Here is a 20605-nt window from a genome sequence, read left to right on the forward strand (position 1 = left end):
GGAATGAGCCGCCTGCCCATCATACACCTGTTGCGTGATTCCGCCTGGGTGGCGCTGGCGCTGCTTTTGGCCGTGCTGTCGTCGGCTCCGCACGGCGTGGCGGCGCCGCCGTTGCGCGACCTGCTGGCGCTGGCTGTCGTCCTGCTGCTGTGTGCGGCCACGGTGGAAGCGCTGGAGGCCAAAGGAGAAGATGTCCACCCGGGGGTGGGCGGAACCGTCCTTGCCGTGCTTGCGGCAGCGGTGGTGCTGGTGCCGCTGCATTTCGGCACCGGCATACTGCTGCAACACGAAGGCGTGGCTCTGTGGGCGCTCCTCTGGTTTGCCCTGCTGCGCGGTGGGTGCGTTCTCGCATCCTCGTACTGGCGCGTATTTCCCGCGCTGGTGCGGAGCGTTCTCGTGCTTGGCAATGCCGAGGGCATCCGCAGGATGACGGCTCTCGTGGCAGATTCCGACGGGCGGTACCGGGTGAAAGCCGCCGTCCAGTGCCCTGATCCGGGGGCGGAGGTGGCGCGGCGCGATGCGGACTGGCTGGCGGACCTCGCCCGCCGGGAGGGCGTGCGCATCATCGTGATCAGCCTGTCGGAACGGCGTGGCACGTTCCCGCTCGATGCCGTGCTGCGGTGCCGGTTGCGCGGGGTGCGGGTGCTTGATGCGCCCACCTTCTACGAGCTTGTCACGCGCAAGCTGAACATCGAGGGCATCACCCCCGGCTGGTTCATCTTCGCGCCGGGCTTCGGTGGGGCGCGTTGGGAAGAATGCGCCAGGCGGCATGCGGATATCGTGCTGGCGCTCCTGGCGCTTTGCCTGGTGGCTCCGTTCCTGCCTTTCGTGGCGCTTGCCGTCTCCCTTGATTCACCCGGGCCCATACTGTTCCGGCAGGTTCGGGTGGGGCGGGGAGGCAAGCCGTTCGTGCTCTACAAGTTCAGAACCATGGGCGATGGCGCGGAAAGGGACACCGGGCCGGTATGGGCGCGCGTCAACGACAGCCGGGTGACCCGCCTTGGCGGTTTTCTGCGCCGCTGTCGCATTGATGAACTGCCGCAGCTTTTCAACGTGCTGCGCGGGGACATGGGGTTCATCGGTCCGCGTCCGGAACGTCCCGAATTCGTGTCCGAACTGGTGCGCGAAGTGCCTTTCTACGATCAGCGCCACGCCGTGAAGCCCGGGCTTACCGGGTGGGCGCAAGTGTGCTTCCCCTATGGGGCCAGCAAGTCCGATGCGCTCGAAAAGCTGCGCTACGACCTCTATTACATCAAGAACCGTACGCTGATGCTGGATATGGAGATTCTTGCGAGGACATTCTCCGTTGTACTTTTAGGAGCAGGAGCACGATAGTGAAATATTTTGCTGGAATCGTGGCTGTTGTCGCTGTGCTTGTGTGCGCGTCTTCCGGTTATTCCTTCGAGTACGTAGTCGGATACGGAGACGTGATCAACGTCAATGTGTGGGGTGAAAAGGACCTGTCGGTCAAGGTGACGGTCAGGCCGGACGGCAAGGTGACGCTGCCGGGCGTTGGCGATGTGGACGCCGCCGGGCAAACCCCGGAGCAACTGCAAACGAAGATAGCCGCGAAATATGCTGAAATCGTGCGCAATCCGGTCGTCACCGTAAGTGTGGACACGTCGCAGAACAACAGCGTGGTCGTGCATGGGCCGGGCGTGAAGCCAGGCATGGTTCCCCTTGTGGGGCGGACTACGCTTTTGCAGGTGCTCACCCGTGTGGCTCCCGAAGCCACGGCGGATCTTGATGGCGCAACACTGTCGCGTGGAGAGGACGTGCTGAGGACCGGTTTTCGCGATCTCTACGAGCGGGGCGTTGCCTCGGACGATGTGGAGCTCAAGCCGGGGGACAGGGTGTTCATTCCTTTCCGTTCGAAATGGGCGGTGTACGTCGTCGGCGCCGTGAACACCCCGAAGACCATCGCCCACCACGATGGCATGACGCTGCTGGAGGCACTGCTGGCCGCCGAAGGATTCACGCGGTTTGCCGACCGGAATCGGACGGAGGTCGTGCGCGCTCACGACGGGCGTCCGGAGGTCATCGTCGTGCGCGCGGGCGACCTTGTCGACAAGGGCGACCTTAGCCAGAACGTGCTGCTGCAGGCGGGCGATTACGTGATCGCCAAAAAGGGGATGTTCTAGATGGCGCAGGGGGGACAGCGACCGGTGAAGGCAGGCGGGCAGCAGCCTGAGGGACCGGACATGAAGCGTTACCTCGTGCTGGTGAACGAGAGCGTCGTGTCGTTCTGCGCGGTGGCGGTGCTCGTGGCGGTGCTTGGAGTGGTGGTGAGCTATGTGCTCCCCAAGCGTTATCAGGCCCAGTCGTCCGTTTCCATTGAGGAAAACGTGGTCAACGAGCTGGTAAAGGGAATTGCCGTCACACCCTCGCTGGAGGCAAAGCTGCGGATTCTCAAGGTTTCCATACTCAGCCGCAAGATGTTGTTGCGGGTGATCAAGGACTTGGACATGGATCTGGGCGTGCAGGGCGAGCGGCTTGAGCGCTTGATAGAAACAACACGATCGAATGTTGAAATTACGCATGAGGAAAGAAAGGGCCTTTTCTACATCAGATACGCGAACTCTTCTCCGGAAAAGGCACGCGATTTCGTCAATGCATTGACGCGCAGATACATCGAGGAAAGCACGTCATCGAAGCGTGAGGAATCATACGAAGCGACGAGATTTCTTTCGGATCAGATAGCAGTGTTCCAGAAGCGTATTGATTCCGCACAGCAGGCAATCGATGCGTACAAGTCGGAGAAGGGCATGATTCTCAGTCTGAATGAGAACATACTTCGCGAGGAAATCAAGGAAACGGAACATCGTCTGGAGGAGACGCGCATTCGCAAGAACGAACGCCTTGCCCAGCTCAACATCATTGAAAAGGGAAGCGGTGGGGGACGGCTTGCGGAAAAGGAGGCGTCCTACAAGACGTTGCTGCGAACCTATACCGATCAGCATCCGGACGTGATCAAGGCCCGGGCGGAGCTTGACGCTTTGCGCTCTGGCGGGGACGGGGCGGATCGCCGCAAGGGTAGCGTGGATTATCAGCGCCTCAAGGTGGAGCTGGAGTCGTTGAGCGAGATAGAGCAGGTCCAGCAGGCGCTCATAGAGAAGGACAAGCGGCTGCTGCAAGAGCTTCCCGCCGTGCAGACGGAGTTGCAGGCCCTGCAGCAGGCGCGCAAGAACGAGACGTTGATCTACGAGCAGCTCGTGTCGCGCTACGGGCAGTCCGAGGTCTCGAAACAGATGGAATTGCAGGACAAGGCCGTGAGTTTTCGCATCATCGACCCCGCGATCCTTCCCTTGCGGCCCAGCAGCCCCAACAGGCCGCTGATCATGCTGGGTTCGCTGGTGGCGGGCGTGGTCGTGGCTGCGGGCGGGATCATTCTGTCCGACCAGTTTTTCCGCAGGGTGCGCTCGATGGAAGACCTGACATCCAGGGGGTTTCTGGTGCTTGGCGCGTTGCCCCGCATAGCCACCGCCGCGGACGCGCGCGTGGCGAGACGCAGGCGGACCGCCATCGCCCTGGCCCTGTTGGCGATGCTGTGCATCGTGGGGCTTGCCGGGTGGGAATACAGCGGTTTCGAGGGGCTGGACACGCTGTTTGCCAGGGCTCGCTACATCCTTTCCACATGGTTGTGAGGAGATGGTCATGAGCAGGATCGAGGAAGCGCTCGCACGAGCGAGCCGAGAGCGGAAGGCCGATGATGCATCAGCGGGGGCGGGCGTCGCTTCCGGCTTCTCTCCCGCCGTGTCCGCGCCGCCAGGGGGCACCCTGCGGCCCGCACCCGCCGCGCGTTCGGTGACGCTTGACCCCAAGCTCATCGCGGCTTCGGGCTTCGATAACCCTGTGAGCGAGGAATACCGCAAGGTCAAGGAGAAGCTCGTATCCCTGGCGCGCCAGAAGGGAATGAACCTGTTCATGGTCACCAGTTCGGTGATGGGCGAGGGGAAGACGCTGGTTTCTGCGAACCTCGCCATCTGCCTCGCCCAAGAATACGACAACACCGTCCTGTACATTGATGCCGACCTGCGTGCCCCGTGCGGGCATGAGCTGTTCGGTGTCGATGCCTCGCCGGGACTGTCGGACTGCCTGATGGATGGAGTTCCCCTGCACGAGGCGCTCGTGCCCACCGGGGTGGGGCGGTTGTCGTTTCTTCCGGCGGGGCGGCAGCTTGCCAACCCCGGGGAGCTGTTCGCCTCTTCGATGATGCGCGACATGCTGCTGGAAATGAAGCGCCGGTATGCAGACCGGTACATCATCGTCGACACCGCGCCGGTGCTGCCGTTTGCCGAGACCCGGGTGCTCAGCCGCATGGTGGATGGCGTGTTGCTGGTGGCGCGGGAAAACCTGGCGACGATCAGCGGGCTAGGCAGGACGCAGGAAGCCATAGAGGGCGCCAACGTGTTGGGGGTCATCTACAACGACGCAAGCCATCCCGCATGGCCGAGCTTTCCCGGTTACGGCAACAGGTACGGCGGCAACCGCTACGGGTATGGCAATCACCGCTCCGGACGGAGCGGGGCCGAGTGATGGGGACATAGGTGTACGCCGAATTCTTCCGCTTCAGGGTCAAGCCGTTCGACCTGCTGCCCAACCCCGACTTTCTCTTTCCGAGTCGGGCGTATCGCAAGGCGTCCGCCTACCTGGAATACGGGGTGCGCGAACGGGCAGGCTTCATCCTGATCACGGGCGAGGTGGGCGCGGGCAAAACCACGCTTATCCGGGACCTGCTGAAGCGCAACCTCGGCGACGTGCTCATCTCGAAGGTGTTCAACACCAGCGTGGATGCCGAGCAGCTGGTGGCAATGATCAACGATGACTTCGGACTGGAGACGGAGGGCAGGGACAAGGTCACGATGCTGCGCGAGCTCAACGAGTTCCTCATCAACCAGTATGCCGAACGCCGCCGCCCGGTGCTCATCATCGACGAGGCCCAGAACCTTGCCCCGGAGGTGCTCGAAGAAGTCCGCATGCTTTCCAACCTTGAAACGGACAACGCCAAGCTGCTCCAGATCATTCTGGTGGGTCAGCCGGAACTGCGGGAGCGCATCCGGTCACCGCAACTGCTTCAACTGCGCCAGCGCATACTGGTGCAATGCCACCTGGAACCTCTGACGGTTCAGGAAACTGCGGAATACATCGCATGCAGGATGGAGCGTGCAGGCAACAAGGATGCATTGCAGTTCGAGGATGGGGTGCTGGATGAAATACACAGGGAAACGAAAGGTATTCCTCGTTTGGTGAACATCCTGTGCGGCTACGCGTTGCTGGATGCGTACGCTGCGGACAGGAGAAGCGTGTCCCTGGTGCAGATGCAGGATCTTTTGCGGTCGATGGACTTCGCACGGCAATTCTGGCCCGAGCCCCCGACCGTGGAGCCCGCTACGGAGGAAGTGCGGATGCAGCCGCTCCCGAACGCACCGCAGACCGCCGAGCCCCGTTCGCCCGTTACGGCGCAGGGGGTGGCCTCGCTGCTGCTCGGGTTGTCACGCAGGGTGGGCGAACTGGAGGAAATGCAGTCGCGCATGGGCGAGAACGCCTATCTCGACATGCTGGACCGGCAGAAGTCGATGGAGCGAATGCTGTCGCAGCTTTCGGAACGGGTGGACCGGCTGGGCTTCGCGCAGGCGCAGCGGCTGGTACAGGTGCGGCAGGAACAGCCGCAGGTGTCGGGCGAGGATATCCGTCCCCGGCATGGCAGACTGTGGCGGTGGTTTGTCGGCGGCTAGGCAGAAGGTTGTGCCAACGGTGCGGAGACACGGGGAGAGTCAGATGGCTTCCGGGACATCCGTTTCTAGATGTGGCTTCGTGATGTGTTTCGCGGTGCTGGGCTCCATGTGGATCCTGGCCGCTTCCGCGGGCCGTGCCGTTGCGGACCAGACCGTGGAGGCAACGTTCGGCCTTGGTGGCGAATACAACGATAACGTCAGGGAAACCCGCAACGGTAAAGGCGATTTCGTTTCGCACGTCAAGCCTGGCCTCCGATACCTGTACGAGGCCGAGCGGGTGACGGCGAAGTTCGATTACAAGGGCGACTACTCCTACTACATGCAGGGCGAGGCCCCGGACAACTACAGCCACACGCTGGATGCACGGGTTCTGCTGGAACTGGCCGAGGACAGGTTCTTTCTGGACATCGCCGAGAACCTGCGTCCGGTCTACCGGCAGGCGGCCCGCGGCGACCTGGTCGAGGGCGATACCACCCGAGACCAGACGGACCAGAACACGTTCACGGTCTCACCGTATTTCTCCTTCAAGCCGGGTGAACGCACCAGCCTGAAGACCGGCTACCGCTTTTCGGACATCCGTTACGCCGAAGAAGCGCAGCCTGGAAGCGGCTCGCGCAAGTGGGTTCCGGGGTGGAGCAGCGGGGAAGCGTCCATGAACAGGAACGTGCGGCAGCAGCACGAACTGTTCGGAGACCTGGAGCATGAAGCGAGCGAAACGGTCACGATGCTCGCCGGCTATGACCTGATGCGCCAGGAAGCGGAAGAGCAACAGGACTTCTACCGGCACCGCCCCTATGTGGGCGCCAGCTACGAGTATGCGGAAAAGAGCACGGTGCGCGTCAAGGCGGGGCCCATGCTTACGGAAACCGACGCCGGGGACCGGTCCGCCCGGCTGTATTATTCCGCCTCCCTGTCGCATGCCCTGGACCGGAAAACGCTGACCTTGTCCAGCGAGCGCGACTATACCGACGACCCCGAAACAGGCCGCAGCATCCTGCGCGACCTGAACACGGCGGGCATATCCTTCCAGTTCGACCGTTCCACGCTAAGCGCCACGCTGGGGTACGCCGAATATGAAAGCTCGTTGCAGGGTGGTGGCAACAAGTTCTGGAGGCCGGGGCTCAACTACACGTACGAACTCACCGATCGCCTGAAGGCCAACGCAGGCATCAACGCGGAACTGGATGCCGGTTCAACGACCAGCGTGACGTCCGACAGATATTACGCAAATGCAGGGCTCAATTACGAGTTGACGGAGTCGTCGTGGCTTGCACTGACCTACAGATACAAGATGGTTGACTCCAGTGATGACGCATCGTCGTTTACGGTGAACAGAGTCATGATTGAATGGGGAATGACGTTTTGATGTTGTAAGACGCCAGCAAAGATGAAGCGGCACGATGCCGTAGGGGAGGGAGCCATGCGGAACGCCCTTACCGTCGATGTGGAAGACTATTTCCACGTGAGCGCATTTGAAAAGGCCGTCGATCCAGGACAGTGGGATTCGCTGCCCCAACGTGCGTTGCGCAATACCAACCACGTTCTCGACCTGCTGGACAAGTGGGGGTTGCGCGCGACCTTCTTCACCCTGGGCTGGGTGGCCAAGCGTCACCCCGAGCTGGTGCGGCGCATGGCGTCGGCGGGGCACGAGGTGGCGTGCCACGGATACTCGCACCGCCGCATCACGACCATGAACCCCAAGATGTTCCGCGATGACATCCATCGTTCGCGCCTGCTGTTGCAGGACCTTTCCGGGCAGCCCGTGAACGGTTACCGGGCGCCCAGCTACACCATCACGCAGGACACCATCTGGGCTCTCGATGTGCTTATCGAAGAGGGCTTCACCTACGATTCAAGCATATTTCCCATCAATCACGATATCTACGGCATGCCCGGAAGCCAGCGTTTTCCGCATGCCATCACCCGGGACAGCGGCGTTATCAAGGAGTTTCCCCCCACGACCTATCAGGTGGAAATGCTCGGTCGCCGCGTGAACCTGCCGGTGGCCGGCGGCGGCTACCTGCGGCTGTTGCCGGCGTCCTGGGTAAGTGGAGCCTTCAGGCGGCTGAATGCCTTGGGCAAGCCTTGCGTCCTGTATTTCCACCCGTGGGAGATCGATCCTGCGCAGCCGCGCATCCGGGCGGCCCTGCGGTCCCGGTTCCGCCATTACCTGAATCTTGCCACCACAGAATCGAAGCTGCGCCATCTCTTTTCCACGCTGCGGTTTTCCACCATGAGTTCCGTGCTGTTCGGGACGGTGGCCAATGTCTGAAATCGATGTCGTGCGCATGTCACCCCACGCGCCGGGTGACGCAGCCGGGTGGGACGCCTACGTGGCGTCACGGGGGGACGCCTCGGGGTACCACCACATGGGATGGCTGCGTGTGGCCGAGCGCGCCTTCAACCATGCGGTCTACCCGCTTGCCGCCTTCGCGGATGGTGAACTGACGGGGATTCTGCCGCTGGTCCATATCCGCAGCCGGTTGTTCGGCCGTTTTCTCGTGTCCCTGCCTTTCGTCAACTACGGCGGCGTGTTGTCGGATACGCAAGAGGCTTCGCAAGCCCTCATCGAAGAGGCCGATGCGTTGATGCGCAACCTTGGCGCGGGCAGCATCGAACTTCGCCACGTCGGCCAACCCCGGCTTGGGCTTTCCGCCAAGTGCCACAAGGTGACGATGCTGCTCGACCTGCCGCGCGACCCGGACGACCTGTGGCGCGGCCTGCGCGACAAGGTGCGCAACCAGGTCCGCAAGGCCGACAAGTGCGGCCTGGTGGCCGACCGGGGGGGGAAGGAACTGCTGCCCGCCTTCTACGACGTGTTCGCGGTGAACATGCGTGACCTTGGTACCCCCGTGTACGCACGGCGTTTTTTCGAGACCATCATGGACGAGTTCCCCGACGAAACGCACATCGCAGTCGTCCGGGATGGCGCCCGCGTCGTGGCCGCGGCATTCTGCTATGCCCACGGCTCCGTCTTCGAAGTGCCGTGGGCCTCGTCACTGCGCTCGCACCGGCAGTGCTGCCCGAACAATCTGCTCTACTGGGAGTGTCTGCGCGCGGCATGCCGCGAGGGGTTCCCCGTGTTCGATTTCGGGCGCTCATCGCCCGACAGCGGCCCCTGGCGCTTCAAGGCGCAGTGGGGCGCGCGCGAAGTGCCCCTGAGCTGGGAATACCTGTTGGCCGACGGCGCGCCGTTGCCGGACCTGAACCCGTCCAATTCCCGGTTCGGCCTTGCGATACGGGTGTGGCAGCATCTGCCCGTGGGATTGACCCGCCTCATCGGTCCCCACATCGTCAGGAGCATCCCATGACCTCGCTGGCACAGGCCTTTTCGGCGCCGTTCCGCCATCTGCCCCCCGGGGGGGTGCCCCTGTCGCCGGGCGACATGCTGGCCGCCTGCGGGACCGCCTGGGACACCTGGCGCCAGGGCGACCTGGCCGGTCAGGAAGTGCTTGGGCAACTGGGAGCCGCAGTGGGCCGCATGACCGGCTGCCGCCATGTCTTCGCCTTTGGGTCGGGGCGTGCCGGAATGTCGGTGGCGCTACGCGCCATGCGAGCACTGTCGCCGAACCGCAACGTGGTCCTGCTGCCCGCCTTCACCTCCTATTCCGTGGCGGCGGCGGTGGTGCACGCGGGCCTGCGGATACGCCTGTACGATCTCGAAGCGGAGACGCTGGCGCCAAACCTCGGGGATGTGACGGCGCAACTCGACGATGCCGTGCTGTGCGTGGTGGTCTGCCACCTCTACGGATATCCGGTGCGCACCGCCGAACTGCGAACGCTGTGCCGCGCCGCGGGGGCCATGCTGCTGGACGATGCGGCACAGGCCATGGGGGCGCGGTCCGGGGACGGACAGGCCGGGACCACCGGGGATGTCGGACTGTTCAGCCTTGCCCGGGGCAAGAACATCACCTCCGTGAACGGGGGACTCATCGTCACGGACGATGCCGCTCTGGCCGCGAACATCGCATCGCTGGCGCCGTGGGCGGCAATTTCCGGCAGCGTTGCCCCGGCGCACGCGGACATCGCCAGCGACGTGCGGTTGCTTGCGCAGTGCGTCGCGCTGTGGCTGTTCCTGAATCCACGCCTCTACTGGCTGCCCGCGTCGCTGCCCTTTCTCGCAATCGGCGCGTCGCGCTTCGTGCCCGACTTCGACATCGGGGAGTTGCGGCCTTTGCAGGCAACCCTGGCGTCACGGGGCGTCTCCCGGCTGGCATCCATAAATGCCGGGCGCGGCCAGGTGGCCGGGGAACTCGGGCAGCGTGTCCGGCATGTGGGCGGCCTTCGCACGGTGCGCGTGCAGCCCGGCGCAAACCCCGTGTACCTGCGGTTTCCCGTACTGCCGGAAGGGGGAGGTTGGCCGGGGGACGCCGTGCCGGAGGTGCCCCGCCTCGGCATGGTCCGCTCCTACCCGGAGTCCTTGCAGGACCTCGCGCCACTCGCGCCGTACCTGCTGCCGGGCCCTGACTGTCCCACCGCGCGCTGGCTTGCGGCGACACTGCTGACCCTTCCCACCCACACCCGGGTCACGGAAAGCGACATGGACGCCATGATGGATGCGCTGGCCAGCGGGGCGGGCCGCAACAGGCCGGGCGCCATGGAAGCGGCATCGCAGAAGGGAGGCGCCTGATGGCCATGCTGTTCTGGTGTTCGTCCTTCTTGCTGGTCTACGCGTTCGCGGGGTTTCCGCTGCTGCTGGAGGCGCAGGTGCGGTTGGCGCGGCGGCGCGGTCGTGCGCCGGTTCAGGCGGCGGACAATGTGCGAATGCCAACGGTCAGCGTGCTGCTCGCGGTTCACAACGAAGAAGCGGTCATTGAGCGCAAGATACGGAATTTCCAGCAGTTGGAGTACCCGGAGGACCGGATATGCCTGTACGTGGTCTCCGACGGTTGCACCGACGCCACCGAAACCCTCACGGAACGGTGCGGCTCGCCGCGCGTGCGGCTGCTGCGGCAAACGGAGCGGGGCGGCAAGACCAGGGCGCTGAACCGCGCGGCGGCAGAGGCCGATGGCGAGATCTTCGTCTTTACCGACGCCAACGCCATGTTCCGGCCCGACTGCATACGGCGGCTGGTCGAGAGGCTGGCGGATTCGTCCATCGGCCTCGTGAGCGGCGTGAGCGTGTACGTGGACGCCGCCGGATCGCCTTCGCCGGGCGGTGTCTACCGGCGCTACGAGGAGTGGATCAAGGCCCGCGAGAGCGACCTCTTCTCCATCGTGGGGGCCGATGGAGCGGCCTACGCCATGCGCCGGGAGTTCTACGTTCCGCTGGAGCCGGAATACATCAACGACCTTCTGCACCCCATGCAGGTGCTTATGCTGGGCGGGCGCGCCGTCAGTGAGCCGCGCGCCGTGGTGGAGGAAGAGGCGGATGACGCCGACGCCATCGTCGAGATGCGCCGCCAGACCCGGATCATGGCCCAATCCTGGCTCATCTGTCTTCGGATGCTGCCGGTACTGGTGCGCGAGGGGCATTGGGGATTTGCCTGGCAGGTGCTGTCGCACAAGGTGTTGCGCTGGGCCACGCTGCCCCTGCTGGCGGTGTGCGCGGCAAGCTCCCTCTTTCTGGCATCCCGGGGAGGGGCGTATGCGCTCGCAGCCCTGGCGATGGGAGGGGCAGGACTGGCGGCGCTGGCTGGCGCGTTGGGCCGGGGCGGGCTTGCCCGCACGGCGTGGCTGTTCGTCGTGCTGCATCTTGCGGCGGTCAACGGGTTGATCCGGTTGCTGCGCGGCCATGTCTTCGTGACGTGGACCCCGCGGGGCAGCTAGGACCACGGGAGGTATGCCATGACGAAGGCCAGGACCGTGGTGTCCTTGATCGGGCGGGGAACCCGCCTAGCCTGGAGGATGGGGCGCAAGGTGGTGCGCGCCATGCGCGCCGACCATTGCCCGTTGACGCTTCCCGCGTTCGCGTTCGTCAGGGGCGAGGGAGACATGGCCCGGTTGCACCGCGCCTGCCAGCGTTTCGGCACGGCCCGTTGCGTCACCGCGGCCTCGTGGGTGCGCGTGATGATCAGCACGTTGTCATGGCCGTGCAGTTCGCTGGCGTCCAGCATGCTCCACGCCGTGAGCCAGGGGGGCGACGTGGCGCGGCGATACCGCGTGCCCCGCTGGAAGCAGGTGTGCATGAGCTACGCGGCCGCAATGCGGCACAACATGAACACCAGGCTGTTCTACGGGTTCGACCTGTTCAGGGCGGATGCCCCGAGCCCCGGCAGCTTCATCATGCCGCATGAACTCCGGATCATCGCCGAAGTCCTGTCCTCGACCAGCATGGCGCCCGACATTTCCACGCGTATCGCCTTTCTCCAGCGTTGCGAGGAATTGGGCCTGCCGTGCGTTCCCGTCCTTGCCCGGTTCGGCACCGACGGCAAGGTGGCGTGGACCGATGGCGCTTCGCAGGCGGCCTGCGGCCGCGATCTCTACCTCAAGCCCGCCGACTGGAGCGAAGGCCCCTGCGGTGAACTGTGGCAGTGGCACGGAGGGCAGGGCGGCTGGCAGCGGCACGGCAACAAGGCCACGCTGGACGACATAGCGGAACGCGGGGTGGAACTGGCAGCCGGAAGGACCATGCTGTTGCAGCCGTTCGAGCCCGCGCATCCGACACTGCGTCCGCTCGGGCTGCTTGGTTCCTGCTCGGTGCGCTGCTTTACCCTTGCGGCCCTTGGGGGCGAGCCGCACTTCATCGCCGCGGCGATGCGGATTCCCGGCGGCTGGTGGCGGGCGGAGTGCGGTCCCGAGTTCGGGCTTACCGCGCGCGTCGTGAACCTGGAGACCGGGGAACTCGGCGATGCCGTGAAGCCTCGTTCTCCGCACCGCTGGAGGCGGCACCCGGAAACGGGCGAAGTGATCGCCGGGCTGCGCCTGCCGCTGTGGGACAGGGCCAAAAGCCTGGCCGCCGAAGCTCACCGCAGGATGCCCGACTACCCGGTCATGGCCTGGGACATCGTCATCGGTTCCAGCGAGTTGCGCCTGCTTGGCGGCAGCCCGGCCCCGGCCATCGACACAGCGCGTTTTCCGGCTGGTGAAGGGATGGACGACGAACGGTTCGCCAACTTCATCCTTGCCCATTGCGAAAGGCTGGGGGCGGTCGCTGCCGTTCACTAACCGCCGCGCCCCTTCCCGCGCCCCGTGTGCGGGGAGGGTGACGGCCGAGAAGGCATCATCCTGTGGAACTGGTCGCCATACATCTCCTGACGCTGGTGGGGTTCACGCGGATAGCGGAACTGTTCCCCGTGCTGGCGCCGTTGCAACTGGGCAAGATCGCCTTCGCGCTCGGTGGCGTGGTTCTGGCCGTCTGCCTGAGCCGCCACAGGGGGCCCGGGAGCCTTTTCGACCTGCCGCTCCTGAAGCCCGTGCTGCTGCTGTTTCTGCTCGCGGCATTGAGCGTGCCCCTCAGCGTATGGCGTTCGGGTGCGCTCGAAAGCTTCGAGGGGGTGGCCAAGACGATATTCATTTTCGCCGTGCTCTCCTTTGCCGGGGCCCGCACAGGGGGGAATTCCGTCCGGCTCGCGCTGTTGATCGGGGTGGTGGTGCTGGGCGGGATGATGATCGTGGAAAAGGGCTCGGGGCGCGCCTTCGTCAGCGCAACCTATGATGCCAATGACATAGCGCTCCTGTTCGCCATGTTCCTGCCCGTGCTTGGCGCGGAGGGAATGGCCCGGAGGGGCATCACGCGGCTCGTCGCCTGGGGCGGGGCGTGCATCGCACTGTTGGGCATGGCCATGACCCAGTCCCGCGGTGGGGTCGTGGCATTGGCCGTGGTCGCCCTGCAGATGGTGTTGTCATCGCGGCGCAGGGGGCTGCTGTTGCTGGCCCTGGGCCTGGCGGGCGCCATTTTCTACCTGAGCGCGGACGCGGCCTATTGGGACCGCTTCGCCCTCGTCGGCGATGCCAGCGACGACTACAACATGACTGCGGAAACCGGGCGCCTGCAACTGTGGAAAAGCGGCCTTTCGATGTTGCTGCGCAACCCGGTGCTTGGCGTTGGCGTGGGACAGTTCGCGGCGGCCAACTACACGTTCGGCAACGGCGCATACCTGACGGCGCACAACACGTACATTCAGGTGGCGACGGAAATGGGGGTGTTCGCGCTGTGGGTCTATGTCTGCCTGTTGCGCAGCATCATCGCGTTCGCACGGGAAGGCGCAACATCACCAGGCCTTGACGAGGCGGCGCGCATGCGCTGGCTGGGCGTGCGGTATGGCATTACCGCGTTCATGGTCGGGATTCTGTTCGTTTCGCAGGCGTTCGCCATATCGTTCTACGGCTTCATGGCCATGGTCTCGGCCATGCGGTCCGGGCAGCTGGCGCTTGATGTCCCGGCGGCCGTGCAGACCGAGCCGACATCGACCGCAAGCCCGCGGCGAGGCCGGAGGGGAAGCGAGACACGCATCCGGTCACTCCGGTCGCCGCTGCCGGACACCCGCTGGAACGGTTTGCCGCCGCTGCGCGGGGCAGGCAAGGCGGGGGAGGACGTATGAGCACGCTCGGTTACTTTGCCCGCAATTCCGTGATTCGCATCCTGTCCTTTGCGGTGGGGGTGGCGTTCGCCCTGCTTGTCACTCCGACGGTTGTGGGGGCCATGGGCAAGGCCCAGTACGGGGTGTGGGTGCTGGTGAGCTCCATCGTCTGCTATTTCCTGCTGCTGGAAGGCGGCGTGATGCAGGCGGTTTCGAAATATGCCGCGGCGGCACACGGCCGGAACGACCAGCAGGAGGTGGACCGGGTCTTCACGGTGGGCGTGGCCCTGCACGGGCTTTCCTGCCTCGTGTCGCTGCTGGTTACCGCCGCCCTCGTCTACGGCGCCGATTTCTTCGATGCCCGGCATGTTTCCCCCGGACGCCTGCGCTTGTGCCTGTTGATCTACAGCAGCTGCCTCGCGGCGATGTTCCTGTTTCGAAGCCACATGGGCATCATCATGGCCGAGATGCGCTGGACGCTGATCGCCGTGCTGGCCATGCTCCGCAGCACGGTCACCAGCCTGGTGGTGCTGTTCTCGATCAACGAATCGAACGGCCTGGAGCTGCTTTCCGCCGTGAACGGCGGCGGCTTTCTGCTGGAATCGCTGCTGTGCGTCCTGATCGTGAAAAGGCGCGGGAGCGCCCGCTTCCGTCCGCATCTGTTCAGCCGCGCCCTGGCCCGGGAGATGCTCGGCTACGGATGGGCCTTCACCGTGACCCAGATCGGCGAGTCCATGCGCTACCGGTCGCAGAACTACATCATTGCGTGGTTCATGGGCGTGCGCGAGGTGGCGGTGTTTTCCATCGCCATGCAGTTCGTGGGGTATTTCCTGAGCCTGATGCAGAGCGCGTTCGGGATCATGGTGCCTTACTTCAGCCGCCTTCAGGCCGATGGCGACGGCGAGGGTACCCGGGCGACCCTGCTGTTCTCCCTGCGGCTCAGCTACATGACCTCCTCCCTGATCGCGGCTTGTCTCATCTTCTACGGCAGGCCCTTCATCCTGCTTTGGCTCGGCGAGGGGTTTTCCCCTTCGTATGACGCGCTGGTGCCGTTGAGCCTGGGCGCGGCGCTTTCCCTGGGCATGCTGCCAGCCGACGGGTACCTGCTGGGAACAGCCACCCACCGGACCCTGGCGCGCTGCGCCATGGCCGAAGGCGTGCTGATCGTCCTGCTTTCGCTGCTGCTGGTCACCCCGTACGGCATAGTGGGCGTGGCCTGGGCCTATCTGCTCGCGTCGGCCCTGTTCCGCGCGGGAATCGTGCCGTGGCTGGTCTTTACCCATGCGGGCATGTCGTTGATCGTCTACCTGCGGCTGCTGGCAGAGTTGGGCGTCACCCATGTCCTGCCGCAGGTGCTGTGTTTCCTGCTCATCCGCGACGCATTCGGGCCGGGGTACTGGCAACTGCTGCTCTGCTGCTGCGCCCAGGCGGGCGTTGCGGTGGGCATGCAGGCGGCGCTGCTGCGCTGGGGCGGCAAGAGCCCGCTGTTCGCGACGGCACAGGGGAGGGCGGCATGATCAAGGGGCGCGACTTCATCGTCTTTTCCGACGACTGGGGGAGGCATCCCTTCAGTTGCCAGCATGTCATGCGCCATTTTCTGCCCGACAACCGCATCCTGTGGGTCAATACGATAGGCATGCGCCTGCCCCGCCTGTGCATCTACGACGTGAAGCGGGCCTTCGAGAAGGTACGCTCCTGGGCCGATCCCGCACCCTCGGTGGAGTTGCCGCAGGGGCTGCGCGTCATCTCGCCGTTAATGGTCCCCCTGTCCCCGCTGGCGTCGGTGCGGGCCTTCAACCGGCGTAGCGTGCTGGGCGCGGTGGCGCGGGCATCGCGCGATCTCGGTCTGCGCGATCCCGTCCTGCTGGCCACCGTGCCCAACGCGGCGGACTACGCGGGCCTGTGTGGCGAGTCGCTGGTTGTCTACTATTGCGTGGACGAGTTCAGCGTGTGGCCGGGCATGAACCTGCCGGAGATGGTGCGCGAACTGGAAGCCGATCTGCTGCGCAAGGCCGACCTCGTCATGGCGGTTTCGGATGAACTGGTCGCCCGCAAATCCAACGGGCGCAGCCCCACGCGCCTTTTGACCCACGGCGTGGATTTCGGGCACTTCAGCGCGGCCGCCGGTCCGGTTTCCGTGGCGGACCTGCCCGAAGCCCTGCGTTGGCTGGAGGGGCCTGTCATCGGCTTCTACGGGCTCATCGACAGCCATCTGGACATCGACCTGCTTGTCGATCTGCTTGCGGCCCGTCCGCACTGGAACGTGGTGCTCATCGGCACCCGGCGCATCCCGCTGGACGCCCTGGAGCGGTTCCCCAATTTTCTCTGGTTGCCGGCAGTGCCATACGGCGAACTGCCCGGATATGCCGCCCGCTTCGACGTGGCCGTGATTCCGTATGTGGTGAACGAGCACACCTGCACGGCGAACCCCTTGAAACTGCGCGAGTACCTGGCCACCGGAAAGCCGGTGGTGGCAACACCCATGACGGAGGTGCTGCGCTTTGAAGGCGTGGTGCGCATTGCAACTTCCGGCGACGCCTTCGTGGCCGCCATCGAGGACGAGTTGCACAGCCCCGCCCCGGTGGGCCCCCGGTGGAAGGTGCTTGAGGGAGAAACCTGGAAGGACAAGGCGGAACTTGTTTCCTGCTGGATCGAAGAGGCGTTGGCCGCGGGCGGAGCGCCGCGACCGTTGGAGGGGACGGCATGAGCCGACCGAAGGTGTGCGTGTTTCTGGCCACCGCCACTCTGGGCGGCATGGGGAAGGCCCTGGTGCAGTTTCTGCGCACCGGGGGGCTCGACCTGTGTGATCCCGTGGTGGTGGCCTACTCCTTCGGCGAACCGTGCGAGACGGAGTTCACGTCGGCCATCCGGGATTCGGGCGCGACCATGGCCTGCCTGTACCAGCGCTGGCGCTACGATCCGACGCTGGTGGCGCAGGCGTTGCGGATCGTGCGCGAGAGCCGGTGCGCCATGCTTGAGTCGCATGGCTACAAGAGCCATGTGGTGTGCGCCTGCCTGCACCTGCTGACCGGTTTGCCGTGGGTGGCCTTCGTGCATGGCTGGACTGCGGAAAGCTGGAAGATCCGGGCGTACCGGATGCTGGACCAGCTGGTGCTGCCCCTGGCCACGCGAGTGGTGGCGGTTTCGGAATCGCTGGGCAACCAGTTGTGGGCAGGGGCGCGACGCCGGATGGTGGTCATCCCCAACGCGGCGGATCCGGAAGAATTCGAGGGAACGCCCGGACGAGACATCCGGAAGGAATGCGGCATTCCGGAAAACGCCATCGTGGCCGGGGTGGTGGGGCGCCTGAGCCCGGAAAAGGGGCAGCTGCACTTTCTTCGTGCACTGGCCCTTGCGCGGGTGAGGCAGCCCGCCTTGCAGGGCATTCTGGCGGGCGACGGCCCGGATGCGATGTCGCTGCGCGAAGAGGCGCGGCGGCTGGGTCTGGACGGTTTCGTCCACTTCCTTGGGCACGTGGCGGAACCGTTGAGCGTGTACAGGGCGCTGGACATGGCCGTGCTGCCGTCGCTCAGCGAGGGGATGCCGCTGGCCGCGCTGGAGGCCATGATGTGCTCCCTGCCCGTGGTGGCCACAAGGGTTGGCGGTGTGCCGGAGGTTGTGCAGGACGGGCGGACGGGCGCTCTCGTGCCCGCCGCCGATGCGGAACGCCTGGCCGATGCGGTTACGGGCCTTGCGGACGACCCCGCCTTGCGTGCCCGTTACGGAGAGGCGGGCCGGGAACGGGTGATGGAATGTTTCACGCCGGGGCGGCGGGCGGAGCACATCGTGCATCTCTATCAACATCTGACGTCGGCTGTCCGGGCATAAGGAGTCCGAAATGGGAGGCTGGGCGGCATTCAAGGTGGCCATCAGGAAGCGTGAAACGCCCTTTCATGCGCGATTGTACGACATGGCGAAGTTCATCTTCGGCATTTCCATGCCGGTGGTGCCGGGGCTGCATTCCTTCCTCTACAACGAATGGGCAACCAGAACATCCATCTGGCACAATTTCTGGCGCGTTGTGTACTACGAGCCCATGTTCAAGTCTCAGTGCAGAAGCGTGGGTAAGAATTTCAGGATGTGGTATTCCGGAAACGGAACAACGCGTATTCTTGGAAATCTGGGAATATACATAGGTGATAACGTTGCCATGTTCGACAAGGTGTCGCTTGTGGGGCTTACAGTGTGTGAAAACCCGGAATTGCATATCGGAAGCAATGTGTACATAGCGCCATTCGTGCGCTTCATGGTGGCAAAGCGCATAGATGTCGGAGACTACAGCATGGTCGGCTGCCACATCATCATGGACAACTCCGGACACCCCGTTGCGGATGCGCGTGCCCGCATGGTCCCGGGGGGCGGGCACCCCTCGAAGGGCGGGGTGCGACCGGTGCGCATAGGCGTCCTGTGCTTTCTCGGAGAGGCCAGCGTCATCTATCCCGGCACCACGGTGGGTGACGGGGTGGTGGCAAAGGTCGGCACGCACATCATGGGCGAGATTCCCCCTTTCTGCCTCATCGAGGGGAACCCGTGCCGCATCGTGGGCAAGCTCCCCATCAACGACAACCTGGCGGAAGTGTTCGGGGAAGAGCGTGTGCGGGCTTGGCGCAAGGCCCAGGATGTCGTGGTGCTGGATGCGTGATGACCGGCAGGACGCCCCGATGGCGGAAACGCGACCCTATGGCGGGATGGTGTGAAGATGGCCAGTAACATGCTGAAAGCATTCGTGCTCGTGTGCGCCGTGCCATTCTACGTGCTGCACCGGCTTGAGGCGCTCGTGCTGGGGCGCGAGCGATCCTTCGCGGGCATGACGCAACTGCTGGCACTGCTTCCGGGCGTGTACGGCGTGCTGTTGCGCGTGGCGTTCCTGCGTCTTGCGCTGCACGGATGCACGTCGGCATGCGTGGTGGAGTTCATGACCACCTTCGTGACGCCGCAAACGGTCATCGGCCGCAACGTGTACATCGGGGCCTACTGCAACATCGGGCATGCCGACATTGGCGACGACAGCCTTATCGGCACCCACGTCATGGTCACCAGCGGCAAGCATACCCACTTTTTCGACGACCCCGACGTGCCCATCAGGCTTCAGGGCGGGCGGGACGAGTGCGTGCGCATCGGCAGGGATTGCTGGATCGGGAATGGCGCCATCGTCATGGCCGATGTCGGCGACGGGTGCGTGGTGGCGGCGGGCAGCGTGGTGGCGGCGGCGCTGGCGCCGTACAGCATCGCGGCGGGCATTCCGGCGAGGGTGCTGGGCAGGCGCGGTGACCGCCGGGAACGGGAGGAGGCATGAAACCCCATGTGATGCAGCTCATCTTCCGGATGTTTCCGGGGGGCGCAGAGCGGCTTGCCCTGACCACGCTGGAGAAGGCGAGCCCCCATGTGCGGGGCACGGTCTGCGGCCTGTTCGGCGGGGAGGGACCGCTTGTGCCCGAAATAGAGGCCCGTGGCCTTGCCTGGCGCACCCTGGACGTCATCGGAAGGTCGAGGCTGACGGGCATCGCGCGGCTTGCCGCCCTGCTGCGTCGCGAAAAGGTGGACATTCTGCACGCGCAGGACTCCTACCTGCTGCAATGGGCGGCCCCGGCGGCGTGGCTCGCCGGGGTCCGGCTGGTCTACACCGAGCATGCGACGCACGGGTTCGAGACGCAGCCCCGCGCCCGGCTGCTGGTGCGGCTGCTGGCGCCGTTTCTGGGGGGCATTTCGTGCGTCACGGAAACATTGCGCAACTATATGGTCGATGTGCTGGGTGTTGCCCCGCATCGGTTGCGGGTGATCCGCAACGGGGTGGACACCGTGCGTTTTTCGCCCGCCGGGCCGGGGAAGCAGGTGGCGGAACTGCCCCCGGGCTGGGGGCAAGGCGGCCTGGTCTACGGAAACGTGGCCCGGTTCTGCGATGCCAAGGACCATCCGGGCCTGCTGCGGGCGTTTGCCGCCGTTCGGGCAACCCATCCGGACGCACGGCTGCTGCTGGTGGGCGACGGTGAGCGGCGCGACGAGGCGGAGCGCCTGTGCGGCGAACTTGGGCTTGAAGGGGCCGTGCATTTCACCGGCACGCGGCGTGACATTCCCGAACTGCTGCGCGCGATGGATGTCTTCGTCCTGTCGTCCCGGTACGAGGGCATGCCGGTGGCCGTGCTGGAGGCAATGGCCTGCGGCATCCCCGTGGTGACGACCGAGGTGGGTGGCATCGGGGAACTGGTGACGGATGGCGAGACGGCCCGCGTGGTGCCCCCGCATGACGTGCAGGCCCTGGCTGCGGCCATGCGCTGGATGGCCGACAATCCGGCGCACAGGCAGGCCATGCGCGAGAAGGCCATGGAAATGGTCCGGTCGCGTTGCAGCGACGAAGCCATGTTGCGCGGGTATCTGGCCCTGTACGGCGTAGGGGAGGCCCACACATGA

General features: G+C 64.9%; 18 protein-coding genes. All 18 read left to right on the forward strand.

The features are described from left to right. Positions 1–3 precede the first annotated feature (3 nt). Complete coding sequence (locus K6142_RS13185) at positions 4–1335, forward strand: TIGR03013 family XrtA/PEP-CTERM system glycosyltransferase (protein ID WP_190243587.1); 1332 nt, start codon at positions 4–6, stop codon at positions 1333–1335. A gap of 41 nt (positions 1336–1376) precedes the next feature. Next, the gene (locus K6142_RS16675; RefSeq protein ID WP_223380909.1) at positions 1377–2141 is read left to right on the forward strand and encodes a polysaccharide biosynthesis/export family protein; all 765 of its coding nucleotides are present in this window, start codon (positions 1377–1379) and stop codon (positions 2139–2141) included. Between the two features lie 60 nt (positions 2142–2201). After that, positions 2202–3644, forward strand: a complete 1443-nt coding sequence (locus tag K6142_RS13195; RefSeq protein ID WP_223380896.1) for an XrtA system polysaccharide chain length determinant — start codon at positions 2202–2204, stop codon at positions 3642–3644. A gap of 10 nt (positions 3645–3654) precedes the next feature. Beyond that, positions 3655–4536, forward strand: a complete 882-nt coding sequence (locus K6142_RS13200; RefSeq protein ID WP_190243584.1) for an XrtA-associated tyrosine autokinase — start codon at positions 3655–3657, stop codon at positions 4534–4536. A gap of 11 nt (positions 4537–4547) precedes the next feature. Then, a complete protein-coding gene (locus tag K6142_RS13205) occupies positions 4548–5735 on the forward strand; it encodes an XrtA/PEP-CTERM system-associated ATPase (RefSeq protein WP_190243583.1) in 1188 nt (395 codons plus the stop codon). A 106-nt stretch (positions 5736–5841) separates the two neighbouring features. Then, entirely contained in the window at positions 5842–7101 is a 1260-nt protein-coding gene (locus K6142_RS13210) for a TIGR03016 family PEP-CTERM system-associated outer membrane protein (RefSeq protein ID WP_223290205.1), read from the forward strand. 54 nt (positions 7102–7155) lie between these two features. Next, a complete protein-coding gene (locus tag K6142_RS13215) occupies positions 7156–8007 on the forward strand; it encodes an XrtA system polysaccharide deacetylase (RefSeq protein WP_190243581.1) in 852 nt (283 codons plus the stop codon). After that, positions 8000–9046: a FemAB family XrtA/PEP-CTERM system-associated protein gene (locus tag K6142_RS13220; protein WP_190243580.1), complete on the forward strand. Its 1047-nt coding sequence runs from the start codon at positions 8000–8002 to the stop codon at positions 9044–9046. Before K6142_RS13215 ends, K6142_RS13220 begins: the two co-directional genes overlap by 8 nt. Next, positions 9043–10365, forward strand: a complete 1323-nt coding sequence (locus K6142_RS13225) for a DegT/DnrJ/EryC1/StrS family aminotransferase (protein ID WP_190243579.1) — start codon at positions 9043–9045, stop codon at positions 10363–10365. The genes K6142_RS13220 and K6142_RS13225 overlap by 4 nt, the downstream gene beginning before the upstream one ends. Then, positions 10365–11504, forward strand: a complete 1140-nt coding sequence (locus tag K6142_RS13230) for a glycosyltransferase family 2 protein (RefSeq protein ID WP_190243578.1) — start codon at positions 10365–10367, stop codon at positions 11502–11504. The genes K6142_RS13225 and K6142_RS13230 overlap by 1 nt, the downstream gene beginning before the upstream one ends. Before the next feature lie 18 nt (positions 11505–11522). Continuing rightward, positions 11523–12842 (forward strand): sugar-transfer associated ATP-grasp domain-containing protein, encoded by a 1320-nt coding sequence (locus K6142_RS13235; RefSeq protein WP_223380897.1) that lies wholly within the window; start codon positions 11523–11525, stop codon positions 12840–12842. A gap of 62 nt (positions 12843–12904) precedes the next feature. Next, positions 12905–14218, forward strand: coding sequence for an O-antigen ligase family protein (locus tag K6142_RS13240; RefSeq protein WP_190243577.1), 1314 nt, complete (start codon positions 12905–12907; stop codon positions 14216–14218). Next, positions 14215–15714: a lipopolysaccharide biosynthesis protein gene (locus K6142_RS13245; protein WP_190243576.1), complete on the forward strand. Its 1500-nt coding sequence runs from the start codon at positions 14215–14217 to the stop codon at positions 15712–15714. The genes K6142_RS13240 and K6142_RS13245 overlap by 4 nt, the downstream gene beginning before the upstream one ends. Continuing rightward, complete coding sequence (locus K6142_RS13250; protein WP_190243575.1) at positions 15711–16904, forward strand: glycosyltransferase; 1194 nt, start codon at positions 15711–15713, stop codon at positions 16902–16904. The genes K6142_RS13245 and K6142_RS13250 overlap by 4 nt, the downstream gene beginning before the upstream one ends. Further along, a complete protein-coding gene (locus K6142_RS13255; RefSeq protein ID WP_190243574.1) occupies positions 16901–18025 on the forward strand; it encodes a glycosyltransferase family 4 protein in 1125 nt (374 codons plus the stop codon). The genes K6142_RS13250 and K6142_RS13255 overlap by 4 nt, the downstream gene beginning before the upstream one ends. 10 nt (positions 18026–18035) lie before the next feature. Then, entirely contained in the window at positions 18036–18839 is an 804-nt protein-coding gene (locus K6142_RS13260; RefSeq protein ID WP_190243573.1) for an acyltransferase, read from the forward strand. Positions 18840–18908: 69 nt separating this feature from the next. Beyond that, positions 18909–19493 (forward strand): acyltransferase, encoded by a 585-nt coding sequence (locus K6142_RS13265; protein ID WP_190243572.1) that lies wholly within the window; start codon positions 18909–18911, stop codon positions 19491–19493. Next, positions 19490–20605, forward strand: coding sequence for a glycosyltransferase family 4 protein (locus tag K6142_RS13270; RefSeq protein WP_190243571.1), 1116 nt, complete (start codon positions 19490–19492; stop codon positions 20603–20605). Before K6142_RS13265 ends, K6142_RS13270 begins: the two co-directional genes overlap by 4 nt.

It is taken from the genome of Nitratidesulfovibrio sp. SRB-5, assembly GCF_019931275.1.
Classification (GTDB): domain Bacteria; phylum Desulfobacterota; class Desulfovibrionia; order Desulfovibrionales; family Desulfovibrionaceae; genus Cupidesulfovibrio.

Bases quoted from the DNA above. Each gene is read 5' to 3' on its own strand.
- K6142_RS13185 (WP_190243587.1), top strand. From the start codon at position 4: ATGAGCCGCCTGCCCATCATACACCTGTTGCGTGATTCCGCCTGGGTG.
- K6142_RS13195 (WP_223380896.1), top strand. From the start codon at position 2,202: ATGAAGCGTTACCTCGTGCTGGTGAACGAGAGCGTCGTGTCGTTCTGC.
- K6142_RS13200 (WP_190243584.1), top strand. From the start codon at position 3,655: ATGAGCAGGATCGAGGAAGCGCTCGCACGAGCGAGCCGAGAGCGGAAG.
- K6142_RS13210 (WP_223290205.1), top strand. From the start codon at position 5,842: ATGTGGATCCTGGCCGCTTCCGCGGGCCGTGCCGTTGCGGACCAGACC.
- K6142_RS13215 (WP_190243581.1), top strand. From the start codon at position 7,156: ATGCGGAACGCCCTTACCGTCGATGTGGAAGACTATTTCCACGTGAGC.
- K6142_RS13220 (WP_190243580.1), top strand. From the start codon at position 8,000: ATGTCTGAAATCGATGTCGTGCGCATGTCACCCCACGCGCCGGGTGAC.
- K6142_RS13225 (WP_190243579.1), top strand. From the start codon at position 9,043: ATGACCTCGCTGGCACAGGCCTTTTCGGCGCCGTTCCGCCATCTGCCC.
- K6142_RS13230 (WP_190243578.1), top strand. From the start codon at position 10,365: ATGGCCATGCTGTTCTGGTGTTCGTCCTTCTTGCTGGTCTACGCGTTC.
- K6142_RS13235 (WP_223380897.1), top strand. From the start codon at position 11,523: ATGACGAAGGCCAGGACCGTGGTGTCCTTGATCGGGCGGGGAACCCGC.
- K6142_RS13245 (WP_190243576.1), top strand. From the start codon at position 14,215: ATGAGCACGCTCGGTTACTTTGCCCGCAATTCCGTGATTCGCATCCTG.
- K6142_RS13250 (WP_190243575.1), top strand. From the start codon at position 15,711: ATGATCAAGGGGCGCGACTTCATCGTCTTTTCCGACGACTGGGGGAGG.
- K6142_RS13255 (WP_190243574.1), top strand. From the start codon at position 16,901: ATGAGCCGACCGAAGGTGTGCGTGTTTCTGGCCACCGCCACTCTGGGC.
- K6142_RS13260 (WP_190243573.1), top strand. From the start codon at position 18,036: ATGGGAGGCTGGGCGGCATTCAAGGTGGCCATCAGGAAGCGTGAAACG.
- K6142_RS13265 (WP_190243572.1), top strand. From the start codon at position 18,909: ATGCTGAAAGCATTCGTGCTCGTGTGCGCCGTGCCATTCTACGTGCTG.
- K6142_RS13270 (WP_190243571.1), top strand. From the start codon at position 19,490: ATGAAACCCCATGTGATGCAGCTCATCTTCCGGATGTTTCCGGGGGGC.